Source organism: Paracoccus panacisoli (assembly GCF_042435015.1).
Lineage (GTDB): Bacteria > Pseudomonadota > Alphaproteobacteria > Rhodobacterales > Rhodobacteraceae > Paracoccus > Paracoccus panacisoli.
Genome location: NZ_JBHMQU010000019.1, coordinates 1 through 19409 on the forward strand (window position 1 = coordinate 1; position 19409 = coordinate 19409).

Consider the following 19409-nt stretch of genomic DNA (forward strand, 5'->3'; position numbering starts at 1 on the left):
GCGGAACATCTCGACGCCCGTGCAGGTCGTCTTCTTGGTCGGGCGGATGCCGACGATCTCAAGTTCGTCGCCCACGTTCACCGCGCCACGCTCGACCCGGCCGGTCACAACCGTGCCGCGGCCCGAGATCGAGAACACGTCCTCGATCGGCATCAGGAACGGCTGGTCCACGGCGCGCTCGGGCGTCGGGATGTATTCGTCCACCGCCTTGATCAGCGCACGGATCGAGTTCTCGCCGATCTCGGGGTCACGGCCTTCCAGAGCGGCCAGCGCCGAGCCTTTGATGATCGGAATGTCGTCGCCGGGATAGTCGTACGACGACAGCAGCTCGCGCACTTCCATCTCGACCAGCTCGAGCAGCTCTTCGTCGTCCACCTGGTCGACCTTGTTCAGGTACACGACCATGTACGGGATGCCGACCTGACGGCCGAGCAGGATGTGCTCGCGGGTCTGCGGCATCGGGCCGTCGGCGGCGTTCACGACCAGGATCGCGCCGTCCATCTGCGCAGCGCCGGTGATCATGTTCTTCACGTAGTCGGCGTGGCCGGGGCAGTCCACGTGCGCATAGTGGCGCGCGTCCGATTCGTATTCCACGTGCGCGGTCGAGATCGTGATCCCGCGGGCCCGCTCTTCCGGCGCGCCGTCGATCTGGTCGTAGGCCTTGAACTCGCCGAAATACTTGGTGATCGCCGCCGTCAGCGTCGTCTTGCCGTGGTCAACGTGGCCGATCGTCCCGATGTTGACGTGCGGTTTCGTCCGTTCGAATTTTGCCTTTGCCATTGCAAAGCTCCTTTTCAATGACGGTGCGTGAGATCACGCACCCTACGGGGGGTAGGGTGCGGGGGCTGGCCCCGCACCGCCTCAGGCGTATTTCTTCTGGATCTCGTCCGAGATGTTCTGCGGCACGGCCTCGTAATGGTCAAACTGCATCGTGAACACCGCCCGGCCCGACGACATCGAGCGCAGGTTGTTGATGTAGCCGAACATGTTGGCCAGCGGCACCATCGCGTCGATGACGTTGGCGTTGCCGCGGGTGTCCTGGCCGCGGACCATGCCGCGCCGCGAGGTCAGGTCGCCGATGATCGACCCGGTGTATTCCTCGGGCGTCACCACCTCGACCTTCATGATCGGCTCGAGCAGCTTCGCGCCGGCCTTCTTGAGGCCTTCGCGCATCGCGGCCCGCGAGGCGATCTCGAACGCCAGCACCGACGAGTCGACGTCGTGGAAGGCACCGTCGATCAGCGCCACCTTGAAGTCGATCACCGGGAAGCCTGCCAGCGGGCCCGAGTCCATGACGGACTTGATGCCCTTCTCGACGCCCGGAACGTATTCCTTGGGCACCGCGCCGCCGACGATCTTCGATTCGAACGAGTAGCCCTCGCCCGGCTCGGTGGGATCGATCTGCAGCTTGACGCGGGCGAACTGGCCCGTGCCGCCGGTCTGCTTCTTGTGGGTGTAGTCGATCTCGGCCGGCTGCGAGATGGTCTCGCGGTAGGCCACCTGCGGCGCACCGATGTTCGCCTCGACCTTGAACTCGCGCTTCATGCGGTCGACGAGGATGTCGAGGTGAAGTTCGCCCATGCCCTTCATGATCGTCTGGCCCGACTCGAGGTCGGTCTCGACGCGGAAGGACGGGTCTTCGGCAGCCAGGCGCTGAAGGGCGAGGCCCATCTTCTCCTGATCGGCCTTCGACTTGGGCTCGACGGCGATCTCGATCACCGGCTCGGGGAAGGTCATGGTCTCGAGGACCACGGGCTTCGCCGGATCGCAGAGCGTGTCACCGGTGGTGGTCTCTTTCAGACCGGCCAGCGCGATGATGTCGCCCGCGAACGCCTCTTCGATTTCCTCGCGGTTGATGGCGTGCATCACCATCATCCGGCCGACGCGCTCGCGCTTGCCCTTGGTCGAGTTCATCATCTGGTCGCCCTTCTTCAGCGCGCCCGAGTAGATGCGCGTGAAGGTCAGCGAGCCAACGAAGGGGTCGTTCATGATCTTGAACGCCAGCGCCGAGAACGGCGCCGCATCATCGGCCTCGCGGGCGATGTTGCGCTCTTCGGTCTCGTCGTCCGGCGAAAAGCCCATCAGCGTCGGCACGTCGGTCGGCGCCGGCAGATAATCGATCACCGCGTTCAGCAGGGGCTGCACGCCCTTGTTCTTGAACGCCGAGCCCGCGAGCACCGGGAAGAACGACATCGACAGCGTGCCCTGACGGATCAGCTTGCGCAGGGTCTCCTCGTCGGGCTCGTTGCCCTCGAGGTACTGCTCCATCGCGTCGTCGTCCATCTCGACGGCCAGCTCGATCATCTTGCCGCGCCATTCGTCGGCCAGATCCTGAAGCTCGGCCCGGATCGGCTGGCGGATCCACGAGGCGCCGACGTCGTCGCCCTTCCAGATCCACTCTTCCATCTTCACGAGGTCGATGATGCCTTCCAGCGTGTCCTCGGCGCCGATCGGCAGGGCCACCGGGCAGGGGGTGCCGCCGGTGCGGTCCTTGATCATCGTGACGCACTTGAAGAAGTCCGCGCCGATCTTGTCCATCTTGTTGACGAACACGATCCGCGGAACCTTGTAGCGGTCAGCCTGACGCCAGACGGTTTCCGTCTGCGGCTCGACGCCGGCGTTGCCGTCGAGCAGGCAGATCGCGCCGTCGAGCACGGCCAGCGAGCGCTCCACCTCGATGGTGAAGTCCACGTGGCCGGGGGTGTCGATGATGTTCAGCTTGTTGCGGGCCGACTCGTCGGCCGTGAACTCGGTGTCCTCGTGGCGCTGCCAGAAGGTCGTGGTCGCGGCCGAGGTGATGGTGATGCCGCGCTCGGCTTCCTGCTCCATCCAGTCCATGGTCGAGGCGCCGTCATGCGTCTCGCCCATTTTGTGGTTCTTGCCGGTATAGAACAGGATGCGCTCGGTCATCGTGGTCTTGCCGGCATCGATGTGGGCCATGATGCCGAAGTTGCGGTACCGCTGCAGCGGATATTCGCGTGCCATGATGGCTCCTTACCAGCGATAGTGGCTGAACGCCTTGTTGGCGTCGGCCATCTTGTGGGTGTCTTCGCGCTTCTTCACCGCGGTGCCGCGGTTGTTCACCGCGTCGGCCAGCTCGCCCGCCAGGCGCTCTTCCATGGTGTTCTCGTTGCGCTTCTTGGCAGCGTCGATCAGCCAGCGGATGCCGAGCGCCTCGCGGCGGATCGGACGGACCTCGACCGGCACCTGGTAGGTGGCGCCGCCGACCCGGCGCGAGCGGACCTCGACCGAGGGCTTCACGTTGTCGAGGGCTTCGTGGAAAACCTCGATCGGCTCGCGCTTGAGGCGGCCCTGAACGCGGTCGAGCGCGTTATAGACGATCTTCTCGGCGACGGATTTCTTGCCGTCCACCATCAGGTTGTTCATGAATTTGGTCAGCACGCGATCGCCATACTTGGCGTCGGGCAGGACTTCGCGCTTTTCAGCGGCGTGACGACGGGACATCTCTCAAACCCTCACTTCGGACGCTTGGCGCCGTATTTCGAACGACGCTGACGACGATCTTTGACGCCCTGGGTGTCCAGAACGCCGCGCAGGATGTGGTAACGCACACCCGGAAGGTCTTTCACCCGGCCGCCGCGGATCAGCACGACGCTGTGTTCCTGGAGGTTGTGCTTTTCACCCGGAATGTAGCTGATGACCTCGAACCCGTTGGTCAGGCGCACCTTGGCGACTTTCCGCATGGCCGAGTTCGGCTTCTTCGGGGTGGTGGTATAGACGCGCGTGCAGACGCCGCGCTTCTGAGGGTTTCCTTGCAGGTGCTGCGACTTGGAGCGCTGCACCTTCGGCTGCCGCGGATTGCGGATCAGCTGCTGGATCGTCGGCATTCGGTTCCCCGTCCTGCGTTTGCGATACTCGCGCCCGGGCATGGCGCGCCACTTCTCGACAGCGCCTCGCGCCCATCGCGAAACGCCAAACCCATCCGGCCCCGGCGAGGCGGGGTAGGACGGGGCGAAACTCCAGAAGGATCGGGGCGCGCGGCCCCGGATCGTGACCGAGGGGGCGACGCCCGCGCGGTTCTGGCCCCCGGCGCTTTCGCGCAGGGGTGCGGGGGCTATAGGTCGAATCGTCGTCCCTGTCAACGTGAGGGTCAGGCGGGGTGAGGGTCAGGCGGGCCCGCCGCCCTCGCCCGCGGCGAGCGCCCGGCGCAGGCCGGGCAGGTCGATGCGGAACCGCCGCTTCATCAGCGCCGCCGGATCGTGGGGCGGGCTGGCCCAGGGGTAGTTCGGCCCCGGCGCGCCCGAGTCGTTGTCGGCGTGGAGGGTGCGCACGAACATCGGCCGGTCGTGGACCGCGACTCCGTTCATGTGGTGCCCGAGCCGCCAGTGCTCGAAGTCGATGGCCGAGCCGGGGTCGCCCGCCCTGACCCAGGTCACCAGCGCCACCCCCGTGGAGTGGACATGGCGCGGCAGCACCTCGACCCTAGCCCCGTCGGCGCGCAGGATCAGGCCCTTGGCATAGTCGCAGGACGCCCGCCCGTCGCGGTTCAGCATCGGGCGCACCAGCCGCAGGTCGCGCCGGGCGCTGGCCACGAAATCCACCGCCACGGCGTCGTCGTCGTCGTGCTTGACGTAGCCCACCACCTCAGCCTGCGGGTCGAGATGCGGCGCGAGCGCCCGGGCGCAGGCGGTGCGGTGATGGTCCATCGGCGGGACGGCCTCGACCACGATCTGCGGGGTCGCGGCGCTGAGCGCCCGCAGCCGCGTGAGGTAGGGCTCGGGCAGGTCCGGCCCGGTCATCACCACCAGCCGGAAGTCGGGGTCGGTCTGCGCCTGCCACGCCGGCAGCGCCACCCGCTCGAACCAGAACCAGCGCCGGGCGAGCCGCGCGGGGTCATAGAGAAACGCCCGCCGTGCCGCGAGCGAGCCATGCTCGACCTGGAACCCCCGGCCGCCGAGATAAGAGAACCGGCAGAGCGCGAGGATCTGCGCCCGCATCACCCGGCCCCCTGCCGCAGCTGCGCCTCGCGCCAGATCGAATAGATCCCGGCCGCCACCACCAGCGCCGATCCGGCCCAGGTCCAGCCGTCGGGCCAGTCCCCGAACACGACCACGCCCAGCAGAATCGCGAACAGCAGCGAGGTATAGCGGAACGGCGAGACGAACCCGACCTCGCCCACCCGCATCACCGCCACCGCGGTCTGATAGCCGATGGTCAGGAAGCCGGTGGCGATGGCGAGCCCCGCCCACTCGAGCCCGGTGGGCCAGCGCCACGGCGCCTCTGACGGCAGCAGCGGCGCGAACAGCGTCACGCTGAGCGCGGCGGAAAAGGCGATGGTGCTGGTGCGGATCGCGGGCGAGACGCCGCGCGTGGTGATCTCGCGCACCACGATCAGCAGCACCGAGCCGAGGGCGACGAGCGACCAGACGCTGAAGGCGCTCGTGCCCGGCCGCAGGATCATCAGCACGCCGATCAGGCCCACGCCCACGGCCGTGAGCCGCCGCCAGCCGAGCCGCTCGCGGAACACCACCGCCGCGGCGAGCATCACCAGGAGCGGCAGCGACTGCATGATCGCCGACAGATCCCCCAGCGCGAGATGCTGCAGGGCGAGGAGGTAGAGCACGGTCGATCCCACCTCGGCCACCGCCCGCCAGCCGAGCAGCCAGCGGTCGCGGGGGCGGTGCGGCCACCAGTCGATGCCCCCGTCGCGCTGCGCCATCACCCCCAGGATGAGGCAGACGGCGAGGCCGCGGATCAGCACCGCCTCGGGCAGCGGCAAGGTCTGGGTCACGTATTTGATCGCCGCGTCGTTGCAGACGAAGGCCGCCATAGACAGCACCATGAGCGCCGCCCCGCGCAGGTTGTCGCCGTCACGGGTCCGGGCCGGCGGCTCGGACCGCGGCTTGACGCGGCGGTTCACGGAGAGAAGGGGCGTGCGCATCGGACCTGGCGGGCGGAGAGGCTTTCCCAGCGACTACCCCGCCGCGGGATCGGGGGGAAGGGCGGCGGGCGGCTCGTCCCGCTGGGCGGGATCGTAGTGCGATCACCGGAGCGTGGCGCCGGTGGCTCCGGGGTTTTGGGCATTTGGGCCAGAAAGAAGCCCCTTCCGTGGCGACGGACGGAGGTTGCTCGTTCGTGGTTGGCTGAGCGAAGCTAGTCGCGGTCGTGGACCGAGCACCGGCCGGCAGCGCTGCACCCCACCTCAGGCGGCTTCCACTTCCCGCAAGAGCTCCCCAGCCGCGCCGCGCCCGGACGAACCGCCCTCCCCAACGCAAAAGGCCCGGCGTTGCCGCCGGGCCCTCTGTTTGCATCAGCGCGCGATCATTCCTCGGGCGAGGTGATGATCTCTTCCTCGTGCTCGATCGGCGTCACCTCGGCGGCCAGCGCCGCCACGGCTTCGGCCTCGGCGCGGCGCATCTCGATGACCTCGTTGTCGCGGTCCTCGGCGATGCGCTTGATCCGCGCGGTGGCCCCGCCGGTGCCAGCCGGGATCAGCCGGCCGACGATGACGTTCTCTTTCAGCCCGACGAGCTTGTCGCGCTTGCCCTGCACCGCGGCCTCGGTCAGCACCCGGGTCGTTTCCTGGAACGACGCGGCCGAGATGAAGCTGCGGGTCTGCAAGCTCGCCTTGGTGATGCCCAGCAGCACCGGTTCCCCGGTCGCCGGACGGCCGCCGCGCGACTCGATCTTGGCGTTTTCCTCGTCGAACTCGTCGCGGTCCACGTGCTCGCCCTTGAGCAGCGTGGTGTCGCCCGAGTCGAGGATCTCGATCTTCTGCAGCATCTGGCGGACGATCACCTCGATGTGCTTGTCGTTGATCTTCACGCCCTGCAGTCGATAGACGTCCTGCACCTCGTCGATGAGATAGTCGGCCAAGGCCTCGATCCCCATGATCCGCAGGATGTCGTGCGGCGCCGGGTTCCCGTCCATGATGTAGTCACCCTTCTGCACGAAGTCGCCTTCCTGCACCGGGATGTGCTTGCCTTTCGGCACCATGTACTCGACCGGCTCGAGATCCTCGTTCGTGGGCTGCACGATGATCCGGCGCTTGTTCTTGTAGTCCTTGCCGAATTTCACCGTACCGTCGATCTCGGCGATGATCGCGTGGTCCTTGGGACGACGCGCCTCGAAGAGTTCGGCCACCCGCGGCAGACCACCGGTGATGTCCTTGGTCCGCGCGCCTTCGCGCGGAATCCGGGCCACCACGTCGCCGGCCTTGACCTCCTGCCCGTCCTCGATCGAGAGAATCGCGTCCACCGACATCGGATAGCTGATCGGGTTGCCCTGGTCGTTGCGGACCGGCTCGCCGTCCTCGCCCATGATGATGATCTCAGGCTTGAGGTCGTTGCCTTTCGGCGCCGACCGCCAGTCCGTCACGATCTTCTGGGTCATGCCGGTCGCATCGTCGGTCTCATCGCGGACCGAGAGGCCCGAGAGAAGGTCGACGAACCGCGCCACGCCCGCCTGCTCGGCGATGATCGGCAGGGTGTAGGGGTCCCATTCAAACATCTTCTGGCCGCGCGTCACCTTGTCGCCGTCGCGGACCATGAGCTTCGAGCCGTAGAACAGCTTGTGCGTCGCCAGCGCCGTGCCCTGGTCGTTCATGACGTGCAGCTGCATCGAGCGGCTCATCACGATCAGCTCGCCCGAGGCGTTCTCGAGGACCGCCTCGTTCTCGAACTTCACCGTGCCGTCCTGGTTGGCCGCGATGAACGACTGCTGGCCACCCTGGGCGATGCCGCCGATGTGGAAGGTCCGCATCGTCAGCTGGGTGCCCGGCTCACCGATCGACTGCGCGGCGATGATGCCCACCGCCTCGCCGATGTTGACCAGCGTGCCGCGGGCGAGGTCGCGCCCGTAGCACAGCGCGCAGACGCCGTCCTCGGCCTCGCAGGTCAGCGCCGAGCGGATGCGCACGGTCTGCACGCCCGCCGCCTCGATGGCGTCGGCCTTGCGTTCGTCGATCAGCTCGTTGTGGCGCACCAGCACCTCGCCCGAACCGGGGACGAGCACGTCCTCGGCCGCGACGCGGCCCAGCACCCGCTCGGAGAGCGGCGCGATGACCTCGCCGTCGTTGACCGCTGCCGAGGCAGTGATCGCCCGGTCGGTGCCGCAGTCATGCTCACGGATGATGCAGTCCTGCGCCACGTCCACCAGACGCCGGGTCAGGTAACCCGAGTTCGCCGTCTTGAGCGCGGTGTCCGACAGACCCTTGCGGGCACCGTGGGTCGAGTTGAAGTACTCGAGCACGGTCAGGCCTTCCTTGAAGTTCGAGATGATCGGCGTCTCGATGATCTCGCCCGACGGCTTGGCCATCAGGCCGCGCATCCCGCCAAGCTGCTTCATCTGGCTGACCGAACCCCGGGCGCCCGAGTGGGCCATCATGTAGACCGAGTTCGGCTCGGCCTCGGCCCCGTTCTCGTCGCGCTTGCTCGACGAGATGGTGGCCATCATGGCTTCGGTCACGCGGTCGTTGCACTTCGACCAGGCATCCACGACCTTGTTGTACTTCTCGCCCTGGGTGATGAGGCCGTCGAGGTACTGCTGCTCGAACTCCTTCACCTGGTCCTGGACTTCCTCGACGATGATCCACTTGTTGTCCGGCACCACCATGTCGTCCTTGCCGAACGAGATGCCGGCGCGGAACGCCTCGCGGAAGCCCATGCCCATGATCTGGTCGCAGAAGATCACCGATTCCTTCTGGCCGCAGTAGCGGTAGACGGTGTCGATGACGTTCTGGACGTCCTTCTTGCGCAGCAGGCGGTTGACCAGCTCGAACGGCGCCTTGGCGTTCTTGGGCAGGAGCGCCCCGAGCCGCAGGCGGCCCGGCGTCGTCTCGACCCGGCGGATGACCTCGTTGCCGTCCTCGTCGATCTGCGGGATGCGGGCGGTGATCTTGGCGTGCAGGTGCACCTCGCCGGCGGCGAGCGCGTGCTCGACCTCATCGACCGAGCCGAAGGCCATGCCTTCGCCCTTCATCCCCTCGCGCATCATGGTGGTGTAGTAGAGACCCAGCACCATGTCCTGCGACGGCACGATGATCGGCGCGCCGTTGGCGGGCGACAGCACGTTGTTCGTGGACATCATCAGGACGCGCGCTTCCAGCTGCGCCTCGAGGCTCAGGGGCACGTGCACGGCCATCTGGTCGCCGTCGAAGTCGGCGTTGAAGGCCGAGCAGACCAGCGGGTGAAGCTGGATCGCCTTGCCTTCGATCAGGATCGGCTCGAACGCCTGGATGCCCAGGCGGTGCAGCGTCGGCGCGCGGTTCAGCAGAACCGGGTGCTCGCGGATCACCTCGTCCAGAATGTCCCAGACCTCGGGACGCTCCTTCTCGACCAGCTTCTTGGCCTGCTTGACGGTGGACGAATAGCCCTTGGCCTCGAGCCGCGAGTAGATGAACGGCTTGAACAGCTCGAGCGCCATCTTCTTGGGCAGCCCGCACTGGTGCAGCTTGAGCTCCGGGCCCGTCACGATGACCGAGCGGCCCGAAAAGTCCACCCGCTTGCCGAGCAGGTTCTGGCGGAACCGGCCCTGCTTGCCCTTGAGCATGTCCGACAGCGACTTGAGCGGGCGCTTGTTGTTGCCGGTGATGACGCGGCCGCGACGGCCGTTGTCGAACAGCGCGTCGACCGATTCCTGCAGCATCCGCTTTTCGTTGCGCACGATGATGTCGGGCGCGCGCAGCTCGATCAGCCGCTTGAGGCGGTTGTTGCGGTTGATGACCCGGCGGTAGAGGTCGTTCAGGTCCGAGGTGGCGAAGCGGCCGCCGTCCAGCGGGACCAGCGGGCGCAGTTCCGGCGGGATGACCGGGATCACGGTCAGCACCATCCACTCGGGCCGGTTGCCCGACTCGAGGAACGATTCGACGATCTTCAGCCGCTTGATGATCTTCTTCGGCTTCAGCTCGCCGGTCGCCTCCTTCAGCTCCTCGCGCAGCTGGTCGGCGGTCGCCTGCAGGTCGATGGCGGCCAGCATCTCGCGGATCGCCTCGGCGCCGATGTTGGCGGTGAAGGCGTCCACGCCGAACTGGTCCTGCGCGTCCATGAACTCTTCCTCGGTCAGCAGCTGACCGTAGGTGAGGTCCGTCAGACCCGGCTCGATGACGACGTAGTTTTCAAAGTAGAGGATGCGCTCGAGGTCGCGCAGCGTCATGTCCAGCATCAGGCCGATGCGCGACGGCAGCGACTTGAGGAACCAGATGTGGGCGACCGGGGCGGCCAGCTCGATATGGCCCATGCGCTCGCGCCGGACCTTCTGCAGCGTCACCTCGACGCCGCATTTCTCGCAGGTCAGGCCGCGATACTTCATGCGCTTGTACTTGCCGCACAGGCACTCGTAGTCCTTGATCGGGCCGAAGATGCGCGCGCAGAACAACCCGTCACGCTCGGGCTTGAACGTGCGGTAGTTGATCGTCTCGGGCTTCTTCACCTCGCCGAAGGACCAGGCGAGGATTTCCTCGGGGCTGGCCAGCGAGATCTTGATCTCGTCGAACTGGCGCGGCGCCGGGACGGGATTGAACGGATTGGTGGAAAGTTCCTGGTTCATGTCGGATTCCTCGTGGGGACGCTGCGGGGAGGATGAGGCGGTGCGTGGGGACCACGCACCCTACGGGGCGGTAGGGTGCGTGCCGGCAGGCACCGTCACTCATCCTCCTCCGCGTCCAGCAGCTCCATGTTGAGGCCCAGACCCCGGACCTCCTTGACCAGCACGTTGAACGATTCCGGCACGCCGGCCTCGAAGTTGTCCTCGCCCTTGACGATCGACTCGTAGACCTTGGTGCGGCCGGCGACGTCGTCCGACTTGACCGTGAGCATCTCCTGCAGAGTGTAGGCGGCGCCGTAGGCTTCCAGCGCCCAGACCTCCATCTCACCCAGACGCTGACCGCCGAACTGTGCCTTGCCGCCCAGCGGCTGCTGGGTGACGAGGCTGTAGGGCCCGGTCGAACGCGCGTGCATCTTGTCGTCGACAAGGTGGTGCAGCTTCAGGATGTACTTCACCCCCACCGTCACCGGGCGGGTGAACTGCTCGCCGGTGCGGCCGTCGAAGACGATCGACTGGCCCGAGGCATCGAAGCCCGCCCGCGTCAGCGCGTCGTTCACGTCCGCCTCCTTGGCGCCGTCGAAGACCGGCGTGGCGATCGGAACCCCGCCGCGCACCGCCTCGGCGTGCTCGACCAGGTCCTCGTCGGTCATGTCACCGAACTCGGACGCGAAGGTCTCGTCGCCATAGCCGATCCGCATGGCTTCCCGGACCGGGGTCAGGTCGCCCTTGTCGCGGAACTCCTGCAGCGCCTCGTCGATGCGGATGCCGAGGCCGCGCGCGGCCCAGCCCATGTGCGTCTCGAGGATCTGGCCGACGTTCATCCGCGACGGCACGCCGAGCGGGTTCAGCACCAGGTCGACCGGGGTCCCGTCGGCGAGGAAGGGCATGTCCTCCATCGGAACGACCTTGGACACGACGCCCTTGTTGCCGTGACGACCGGCCATCTTGTCCCCGGCCTGAAGCTTGCGCTTCACCGCCACGAACACCTTGACCATCTTCATCACGCCGGGGGGCAGGTCGTCGCCCTGACGGACCTTCTCGACCTTGTCGTCGAACCGGGCCTCGAGCGCCTTCTTCTGGACGTTGAACTGGTCCTGCAGCGCCTCGACCTCGCGGGCCGCGGCCTCGTCGGCCAGCGCGAGCTGGAACCACTGGCCCCGCGACAAGCTGCCCAGCAGATCGTCGTCGATCACGCTGTTGGCCTTGACGCCCTTCGGCCCCTTGACCGCGGTCTGACCCGAGATCAGCGACTTGAGGCGGGCGTAGATGTTGCGCTCGAGGATCGCCTGCTCGTCGTCGCGGTCGCGCGACAGGCGTTCGATCTCTTCACGCTCGATCTGGATCGCGCGCTCGTCCTTGTCGACGCCGTGCCGGTTGAACACCCGCACCTCGACGATCGTGCCATAGGCGCCCGGCGGCAGCCGCAGCGAGGTGTCGCGCACGTCGCTCGCCTTTTCGCCGAAGATGGCGCGCAGCAGCTTTTCCTCGGGCGTCATCGGGCTTTCGCCCTTGGGGGTGATCTTGCCCACAAGGATGTCGCCCGGGCCGACCTCGGCGCCGATGTAGACGATGCCCGCCTCGTCGAGGTTGCGCAGCGCCTCTTCACCCACGTTCGGGATGTCGCGGGTGATTTCTTCCGGCCCCAGCTTGGTGTCGCGGGCCGCCACTTCGTATTCGTCAATGTGGATCGAGGTGAACACGTCGTCGCGGTGGATCCGCTCCGAGATCAGGATCGAGTCCTCGTAGTTGTAGCCGTTCCACGGCATGAACGCGACGACCACGTTCCGGCCGATGGCCAGCTCGCCCTGGTCGGTCGAGGGACCGTCGGCGATGACCTGGCCCTTCTGGACCTTGTCACCGACCTTGATCAGCGGCCGCTGGTTGATGGTCGAGGACTGGTTCGAGCGCTTGAACTTGCGCAGCCGATAGATGTCCACGCCCGCGTCGCCGGCGCCGAGATCCTCGGTCGCGCGGACGACGATGCGGCTCGCGTCCACCTGGTCGATCACGCCCCCGCGGCGGGCCATGATGGCCGCACCCGAGTCGCGCGCGACCGTGGCTTCCATCCCGGTGCCGACGAACGGCGCCTCGGCCCGCAGCAGCGGGACCGCCTGACGCTGCATGTTCGACCCCATCAGCGCGCGGTTGGCGTCATCGTTCTCGAGGAACGGGATCAGCGCCGCGGCGACCGAGACGAGTTGCTTCGGCGACACGTCGATCATGTCGATCGCATCGACCGGGTTCAGGGTGAAGTCACCCGCCTGCCGGGTCGAGATCAGCTCCTGGGTGAAGCGGCCCTCGTCGTCCAGCTCGGCGTTCGCCTGGGCGATGGTGTGGCGCATCTCCTCGGTGGCCGAGATGTACTGCACCTCGTCGGTCACCTTGCCGTCGATCACCTTGCGGTAGGGGGTCTCGATGAAGCCGTACTTGTTCACCCGCGCATAGGTGGCGAGCGAGTTGATCAGGCCGATGTTCTGGCCTTCCGGCGTCTCGATCGGGCACATCCGGCCGTAGTGGGTGGGGTGCACGTCGCGGACCTCGAAGCCGGCGCGCTCACGGGTCAGACCGCCCGGCCCGAGCGCCGAGAGGCGGCGCTTGTGCGTCACTTCCGACAGCGGGTTGGTCTGGTCCATGAACTGGCTGAGCTGCGACGAGCCGAAGAACTCGCGCACCGCGGCGGCCGCGGGCTTGGCGTTGATCAGGTCCTGCGGCATCACGGTGTCGATCTCGACGCCCGACATCCGCTCGCGGATCGCCCGCTCCATCCGCAGCAGGCCGATGCGGTACTGGTTCTCCATCAGCTCGCCGACCGAGCGCACCCGGCGGTTGCCGAGGTGGTCGATGTCGTCGATCTCGCCCTTGCCGTCGCGCAGTTCCACCAGCCCGCGGACGCAGGCGATGATGTCCTCGTGGCGCAGGGTGCGCTGGGTGTCCGGCGCATCGAGGTCGAGGCGCATGTTCATCTTGACCCGGCCCACGGCGGACAGGTCATAGCGCTCGCTGTCGAAGAACAGCGAGTTGAACAGCACGCTGGCCGCCTCGACGGTCGGCGGCTCGCCCGGGCGCATGACCCGGTAGATGTCCATGAGCGCGCCGTCGCGGTTCATGTTCTTGTCGGCCGCCATGGTGTTGCGGATGTAGGGGCCGACGTTGACGTGGTCGATGTCCAGCACCGGAATGTCGGTGATGTTGTTGTCGAGCAGCGTCTTGAGCGTCCCGCCGGTCAGCTCGGTGCCGTCCTTGGAATACTCCGCGGTGATCTCGTCGCCGGCTTCGGCGTAGATCAGGCCGGTCTCTTCGTTGATGATGTCATGGGCGACGTAGCGGCCCACGATCCGCTCGAACGGGACGAGCAGGTTAGTGACCTCGCCCGACTCCAGCAGCTTCTTGACCAGCCGCGGGGTGACCTTGTCGCCGGCCTTGGTGATGACCTCGCCGGTGTCGGCGTTGACCAGGTCATAGCTCGGCCGGGTGCCGCGCACGCGCTCGGGGAAGAACCGCGTGACCCAGGCGCCAGCCTCGCCCTTCTTGCCCTTCTTGAGCTTGTAGGTGACCGTCTCGTAGAACGACGACATGATCGCGTCCTGGTCCATGCCGAGCGCATAGAGCAGCGTCGTCACCGGCAGCTTGCGGCGCCGGTCGATGCGCGCGAACACGAGGTCCTTGGCGTCGAACTCGAAGTCGAGCCACGAGCCGCGATAGGGGATGATCCGGCACGCGAACAGCAGCTTGCCCGAGGAATGGGTCTTGCCGCGGTCGTGGTCGAAGAACACGCCCGGCGAGCGGTGCATCTGGCTGACGACGACCCGCTCGGTCCCGTTCACGATGAACGTGCCGTTCTGCGTCATCAGGGGCATGTCGCCCATGTAGACGTCCTGCTCCTTGATGTCCTTGACGGCGCGGGTGCCCGAGTTCTCGTCGACATCGAACACGATCAGGCGCAGCGTCACCTTGAGCGGCGCGGCATAGGTCATGTCGCGCTGCTGGCACTCGTCGACGTCGTATTTCGGCTTCTCGAGCTCGTATTTCACGAACTCGAGCGTCGCGGTCTCGTTGAAATCCTTGATCGGGAACACCGACTGGAACACCCCCTGGATGCCCTCGCCGTCGTTGTGGCCGGTGCCTTCGCCCGAGTTGAGGAACAGGTCGTAGGACGCCTTCTGAACCTCGATGAGGTTCGGCATCTCAAGAACTTCGCGAATGTTGCCGTAATAGCGCCGGATGCGCTTCTGACCGACGTAAGCTTGCGCCATGAGGTCCAAATGCCTTTCGTCATCGCGCGCGGGGGATCGTCGGGGCCCGATCCGCGGCGCGCTTGCGAACATCAGGGGGTGCGGCTCAATTCGTGCCGGGCGTCCCACCGCCCCGCTCCCGAACCGCGAACTCGCCCTGAGGGAAACTCGACGCCCCTAGATGGGCACTGATCGAGCGTCCTTCAAGACGGGTTCGGCAGGGACCGGGAAAACCCGGACCCTGCCTGCGAAAAGCGCAATCCCGTGGGGGATTACTTCAGCTCGACCTTGGCGCCAGCCGCTTCGAGCTTCTTCTTCATTTCTTCGGCGTCGGCTTTCGAGGCACCCTCTTTCACCTTGCCACCGGCTTCGACCAGGTCCTTGGCCTCTTTCAGGCCCAGACCGGTGATGCCGCGCACTTCCTTGATCACGTTGATCTTGTTGGCGCCGGCGTCGGTCAGGACGACGTCGAATTCGGTCTTCTCTTCCTCGGCGGGGGCGGCAGCGCCCGCGGCCGGACCGGCCATCATGACGGCGCCACCGGCGGCCGGCTCGATGCCGTATTCGTCCTTCAGGATGGTCTTCAGTTCCTGCGCTTCCAGCAGGGTCAGACCAACGATTTGTTCGGCGAGTTGCTTCAGATCAGCCATTGTTCCGTTCTTTCCAGATGTTGTTCCAACGTCGCGGCATCATGCCGCCCGACGGGACGGGATTGCCTCAGGCAGCCTCACGCTCTTCGAGCGTGGTGAGGATGCCCGCGATGTTGCTGGCAGGTGCGCCGATCGCGCCCGCGATGTTCGAAGCAGGGGCGCCGATGGCGGCCACGATCGAAGCGATGAGCTCCTCGCGCGACGGCATCTGGGCCACGGCTTTCACACCGGCCGGGTCAAGGGCCGCGCCGCCCATCGCCCCGCCAAGGATCACGAACTTGTCGTTCGACTTGGCATAGGCGTCCGCAACCTTGGCCGCAGCCACGGGGTCGTCGGAGAAAGCGAGCACGGTCATGCCCGTCAGGTAGTCGGCGATCGAAGCCGCCGGCTTCCCTTCCAGGGCGATCTTGGCGAGCCTGTTCTTGGCAACGCGGACAGCACCCCCCGCCTCGCGCATCTGCGCGCGCAGGGTCTGCATTTCGGCAACCGTCATCCCCTCGTAGCGGGCAACCACCACGACGCCAGAGCTTTCAAAGATCTGGCCGAGTTCCTCGACCACCTGTTCTTTTTGGGCTCTATCCACGGTTCACTCCACATTGGGGGTTTCCCCCCGGCTCTCTTGTCCATGCCGCCAACCGGCGGCACGGGCGGGTCCGCGCACGATGGACCCGAGATCGCCCGAAAGGTGGAACCTCACGGAATAACTCGAACTTCCATCTCGGGAAGGACTTAGCGGCGCCAGGCGCCCGCCCTCCGTCTCGGACAGACACCCCGAATCGCTGATCCGGGGTGAAGCCGGCCTGATACTAAGACCAGGGCCGGATGGCAAGGGCGGCCGGACCGGACGCAGGGTCGCGCCCGGCACCGGCCGCCTGGTCTGGGCTCAGGCCTGGGTGGCCGAGGTCAGGTCCAGCGACACGCCCGGACCCATGGTCGAGCTGATCGAGACCTTCTTGAGATAGGTGCCCTTGGCCCCCGACGGCTTGGCGCGGTTCACGGCCTCGACGAAGGCGCGGATGTTCTGCGCCAGCTTCTCGGGCTCGAACGAGGCCTTGCCGACGCCGGCGTGCACGACGCCCGCCTTCTCGGCCTTGAACTGGACCTCACCGCCCTTGGCGGCCTCGACGGCCGTCTTGACGTCCATGGTCACGGTGCCGACCTTGGGGTTCGGCATCAGGTTGCGCGGCCCGAGGATCTTCCCCAGCCGGCCGACCAGCGGCATCATGTCCGGGGTGGCGATGACCCGGTCGAAGTCCAGGTTGCCGCCCTGGATGCTTTCCACCAGATCCTCGGCGCCCACGACTTCGGCGCCGGCGGCCTTGGCCTCGTCAGCCTTCGGACCACGGGCGAACACGGCGACGCGGACGTCCTTGCCGGTGCCGTTGGGCAGCTGGACCACGCCGCGGACCATCTGGTCAGCGTGGCGCGGGTCGACGCCCAGGTTCATCGCGATCTCGACCGTCTCGTCGAACTTGGCGGTGGCGTTGGCCTTGACCAGCGCGATCGCCTCTTCGACGGGCAGGTAGGTCTTGCCCTCGAAGGCGGCGCGGGCGGCGGCTTTCTTCTTTGCGATCTTGGCCATCTGGATCAGCCCTTCACTTCGATGCCGATGGAGCGGGCCGAGCCGAGGACGATCTGCATCGCGGCCTCGATGTCGTTGGCCGACAGGTCCTTCATCTTGGCTTCGGCGATCTCGCGGACCTGCTTGGCGGTCACGGTGCCGGCGGTCGCACGGCCGGGCTTTTCCGAGCCCTTGGCGCGGCTGCGCTTGCCGACCGGCTTCAGCCCCGCGGCCTTCTTGAGCAGGAACGACGCCGGCGGCGTCTTGGTCTCGAAGGTGAACGACTTGTCCGCGTAGTAGGTGATGACTACCGGCGTCGGGGCGCCCGGCTCCATCTCCTGCGTGCGGGCGTTGAACGCCTTGCAGAATTCCATGATGTTGATCCCGCGCTGACCCAGCGCCGGACCGACGGGCGGGGAGGGGTTCGCCTGACCCGCCTTGATTTGCAGCTTGAGGCTGCCGACGACTTTCTTGGCCATCTGGCCTTCTCCTTTTCATCACGCCCCGCGAGGGGCCGATATAGCGGTGCGGCTCACGCCTCCCGCCGTCACATCACGCGGTCTTGGCGACCTGCGTGAATTCCAGCTCGACCGGCGTCGGCCGGCCGAAGATCGAGACGGTAACCTTGATGCGGCTCGACACGTCGTCGACCTCTTCGACCATGCCCGAGAAGCCCTCGAACGGGCCGTCGGTCACGTTGACCTTCTCGCCGACCTCGAAGCGGATCAGGTTGCGCGGCGCCACCTCGGCCCCGCCCTGCCCGCTGCGGCTCAGCATCGCGTTCACCTCGTCGTCGCGCATCGGCATCGGCTTGCCCTGCGCGCCGAGGAACCCGGTGACGCGGTTGATCGAGTTCACCAGGTGATAGGTCTTGTCCGAGAGATCCATGTGGACGAGCACGTAGCCCGGCATGAAGCGCCGCTCGGACGTCACCTTCTTGCCGCGGCGGATCTCGATCACGTCCTCGGTCGGGACCACGACCTCGTCGATTTCATCCTCGAGGCCCTTTTCGGCCACCGCCTGCCGGATCGCCTCGGCGACCTTCTTTTCAAAGTTCGACAGGACGCTGACCGAATACCACCGCTTTGCCATCGCCTGAGACGTCCCCTGCTGTTCTGATTCGCGCCACCCACGTGCGGCGCATGGCCCGAAAACTCAAACGGCGCGCATACCGAATCGATGCACGCCGATCTGCCGGGCAAGGTCGGGCGGACATATCGCCGCCCCGCCCGGATTGCAAGCCGCCACGCGCCGGGCATGGACGCCCGGCGGACGCGCGATCAGCTGACCGCCTGCAGCACCATCGTCAGGCCGCCGCGGATCAGCAGGTCCACGACGAAGAAGAACAGGCTGAACACCGTCGCCATGATGAACACCATGATCGTGGTGGTCGTCACCTCGCGGCGGTTCGGCCAGATGATCTTGGCCGCCTCGGCGCGCACCTGGCTGATGAACTGGGTCGGGCTGGCCATCTCGGCTCCTTCGGGCTGCAGCGGTGCAGATAGGCCCCCGGCCCCGCAAAGGCAAGGCCGGAGGGCGAGGGGCTGGGAGCGGGGCGTTTGGGTTTGGCCGTTATGCGTGGGGGACGATGCGGCGATGCCGGCCACCCCTTTCGTCCACTTGCTGTGGCTACCGGGCCAGCTCTGGGGCCTGGCTCGTCTCGGCACCGGAAGGAATCGTCAGCACCGCGCCTCTCGCAAACCCCTCCGCTTCCAACCCAAACCGGCTCACACCGGCGCCAGCACCCCGGCGAGCGCGTCGGCCAGCGACGTCCCCTCGAGTCGCGCGGCGGTCGCGTCGCGTACCGCGATCAGCACCGGCCGGATCTCGCACGTCTCGATCGACCGGCAGTCGGGACAGGGCCGGAAGGCCGTCTGGCTGGCGCAGGGGGCGAGCGCGAGCGGTCCGTCGATCGCCCGCAGCACCTCGGCAAAGCTGATCTCGGCCGCCGGCTTGGCGAGCACGTAGCCGCCCGACGGGCCGCGCTTGCCGACCACCAGCGCCCGCGCCTTGAGCTGCGCCATGATCTGTTCGAGGAACTTGCGCGGAATCGCCTCGGCCTGGGCGATCTCGGCGGCCGTGGTGCTGCCGGTCTGGCGCGCCAGATACAGCATCGCGTGCAGGGCATGGCGGGACCGCTGGGAAAGCATCCCTAGGCTGTAGGCCCCTCGCCTCTTCCGTGCAAGGCGCTGAGCGGGCAAGCCGCCGCCGCGGGCCAGTTGTGCCGGCGGTCGCGCCTGCCGAAGCCTGTCGACCAGCGCGCGGGGAGGAGCCGTCGCGCTGGTCCTCGGCCCTTGTCTTAAGTAGCCCAACGTTGATCGTGAACGTGCCGCGTCCGGTTGCGGGGCGCGAGACGAATTCGGTCGTGGGGCGCGAGACGATCTCTGTCGCCTCAGGCCCGCACCGCTCGCCCTCTTTCTGCTCCATCGCGGGGCGTTAGTCCGCCACCATCTCCGCAGTCTA

At 66.9% G+C, this 19409-nt stretch carries 15 protein-coding genes; all 15 read right to left on the bottom strand.

All coding sequences use genetic code 11. The features are described 5' to 3' along the window. On the bottom strand, positions 1-780 hold a 780-nt coding region (locus tag ACFHYO_RS05200; RefSeq protein WP_394318815.1), incomplete at its 3' end, for an elongation factor Tu. An 81-nt stretch (positions 781-861) separates the two neighbouring features. After that, positions 862-2985, bottom strand: coding sequence for an elongation factor G (gene fusA / locus ACFHYO_RS05205; RefSeq protein ID WP_394318869.1), 2124 nt, complete (start codon positions 2983-2985; stop codon positions 862-864). Between the two features lie 9 nt (positions 2986-2994). Continuing rightward, on the bottom strand, positions 2995-3465 hold the full coding sequence (gene rpsG, locus ACFHYO_RS05210) for a 30S ribosomal protein S7 (protein ID WP_036703027.1): 471 nt from the start codon (positions 3463-3465) through the stop codon (positions 2995-2997). An 11-nt stretch (positions 3466-3476) separates the two neighbouring features. Beyond that, positions 3477-3848 carry a 30S ribosomal protein S12 gene (gene rpsL, locus ACFHYO_RS05215; RefSeq protein WP_036707536.1) on the bottom strand — a complete coding sequence of 124 codons (372 nt, stop codon included), beginning with the start codon at positions 3846-3848 and terminating at the stop codon, positions 3477-3479. 279 nt (positions 3849-4127) lie between these two features. Further along, positions 4128-4958 carry a glycosyltransferase gene (locus ACFHYO_RS05220; RefSeq protein WP_244960959.1) on the bottom strand — a complete coding sequence of 277 codons (831 nt, stop codon included), beginning with the start codon at positions 4956-4958 and terminating at the stop codon, positions 4128-4130. Beyond that, positions 4958-5902 (bottom strand): DMT family transporter, encoded by a 945-nt coding sequence (locus tag ACFHYO_RS05225; protein WP_394318871.1) that lies wholly within the window; start codon positions 5900-5902, stop codon positions 4958-4960. Before ACFHYO_RS05225 ends, ACFHYO_RS05220 begins: the two co-directional genes overlap by 1 nt. A 380-nt stretch (positions 5903-6282) precedes the next feature. Further along, positions 6283-10506: a DNA-directed RNA polymerase subunit beta' gene (rpoC, locus tag ACFHYO_RS05230; protein ID WP_394318873.1), complete on the bottom strand. Its 4224-nt coding sequence runs from the start codon at positions 10504-10506 to the stop codon at positions 6283-6285. A 95-nt stretch (positions 10507-10601) separates the two neighbouring features. Then, positions 10602-14756, bottom strand: a complete 4155-nt coding sequence (gene rpoB, locus ACFHYO_RS05235; RefSeq protein ID WP_036703036.1) for a DNA-directed RNA polymerase subunit beta — start codon at positions 14754-14756, stop codon at positions 10602-10604. Between the two features lie 251 nt (positions 14757-15007). Continuing rightward, complete coding sequence (rplL, locus tag ACFHYO_RS05240) at positions 15008-15385, bottom strand: 50S ribosomal protein L7/L12 (protein ID WP_036703039.1); 378 nt, start codon at positions 15383-15385, stop codon at positions 15008-15010. A 67-nt stretch (positions 15386-15452) separates the two neighbouring features. Further along, positions 15453-15968: a 50S ribosomal protein L10 gene (gene rplJ / locus ACFHYO_RS05245; protein ID WP_036703043.1), complete on the bottom strand. Its 516-nt coding sequence runs from the start codon at positions 15966-15968 to the stop codon at positions 15453-15455. Positions 15969-16268: 300 nt separating this feature from the next. Next, positions 16269-16967: a 50S ribosomal protein L1 gene (gene rplA, locus ACFHYO_RS05250; protein WP_036703045.1), complete on the bottom strand. Its 699-nt coding sequence runs from the start codon at positions 16965-16967 to the stop codon at positions 16269-16271. A gap of 5 nt (positions 16968-16972) precedes the next feature. Then, positions 16973-17425, bottom strand: a complete 453-nt coding sequence (rplK, locus tag ACFHYO_RS05255; RefSeq protein WP_036732067.1) for a 50S ribosomal protein L11 — start codon at positions 17423-17425, stop codon at positions 16973-16975. A gap of 73 nt (positions 17426-17498) precedes the next feature. Then, positions 17499-18038, bottom strand: a complete 540-nt coding sequence (gene nusG, locus ACFHYO_RS05260) for a transcription termination/antitermination protein NusG (RefSeq protein WP_036703047.1) — start codon at positions 18036-18038, stop codon at positions 17499-17501. A gap of 188 nt (positions 18039-18226) precedes the next feature. Continuing rightward, the gene (gene secE / locus ACFHYO_RS05265) at positions 18227-18418 is read right to left on the bottom strand and encodes a preprotein translocase subunit SecE (RefSeq protein ID WP_036703048.1); all 192 of its coding nucleotides are present in this window, start codon (positions 18416-18418) and stop codon (positions 18227-18229) included. Between the two features lie 255 nt (positions 18419-18673). Continuing rightward, entirely contained in the window at positions 18674-19096 is a 423-nt protein-coding gene (locus tag ACFHYO_RS05270) for an RrF2 family transcriptional regulator (RefSeq protein WP_036703049.1), read from the bottom strand. Positions 19097-19409: the final 313 nt, after the last annotated feature.

Excerpts from the sequence above, each read along its gene's own strand:
- rplA (WP_036703045.1), bottom strand. The coding sequence starts at position 16,967 with ATGGCCAAGATCGCAAAGAAGAAAGCCGCCGCCCGCGCCGCCTTCGAG.
- ACFHYO_RS05220 (WP_244960959.1), bottom strand. The coding sequence starts at position 4,958 with ATGCGGGCGCAGATCCTCGCGCTCTGCCGGTTCTCTTATCTCGGCGGC.
- rplK (WP_036732067.1), bottom strand. The coding sequence starts at position 17,425 with ATGGCCAAGAAAGTCGTCGGCAGCCTCAAGCTGCAAATCAAGGCGGGT.
- secE (WP_036703048.1), bottom strand. The coding sequence starts at position 18,418 with ATGGCCAGCCCGACCCAGTTCATCAGCCAGGTGCGCGCCGAGGCGGCC.
- rpsG (WP_036703027.1), bottom strand. The coding sequence starts at position 3,465 with ATGTCCCGTCGTCACGCCGCTGAAAAGCGCGAAGTCCTGCCCGACGCC.
- rpsL (WP_036707536.1), bottom strand. The coding sequence starts at position 3,848 with ATGCCGACGATCCAGCAGCTGATCCGCAATCCGCGGCAGCCGAAGGTG.
- nusG (WP_036703047.1), bottom strand. The coding sequence starts at position 18,038 with ATGGCAAAGCGGTGGTATTCGGTCAGCGTCCTGTCGAACTTTGAAAAG.
- ACFHYO_RS05225 (WP_394318871.1), bottom strand. The coding sequence starts at position 5,902 with ATGCGCACGCCCCTTCTCTCCGTGAACCGCCGCGTCAAGCCGCGGTCC.
- rpoC (WP_394318873.1), bottom strand. The coding sequence starts at position 10,506 with ATGAACCAGGAACTTTCCACCAATCCGTTCAATCCCGTCCCGGCGCCG.
- ACFHYO_RS05270 (WP_036703049.1), bottom strand. The coding sequence starts at position 19,096 with ATGCTTTCCCAGCGGTCCCGCCATGCCCTGCACGCGATGCTGTATCTG.
- fusA (WP_394318869.1), bottom strand. The coding sequence starts at position 2,985 with ATGGCACGCGAATATCCGCTGCAGCGGTACCGCAACTTCGGCATCATG.
- rpoB (WP_036703036.1), bottom strand. The coding sequence starts at position 14,756 with ATGGCGCAAGCTTACGTCGGTCAGAAGCGCATCCGGCGCTATTACGGC.
- rplL (WP_036703039.1), bottom strand. The coding sequence starts at position 15,385 with ATGGCTGATCTGAAGCAACTCGCCGAACAAATCGTTGGTCTGACCCTG.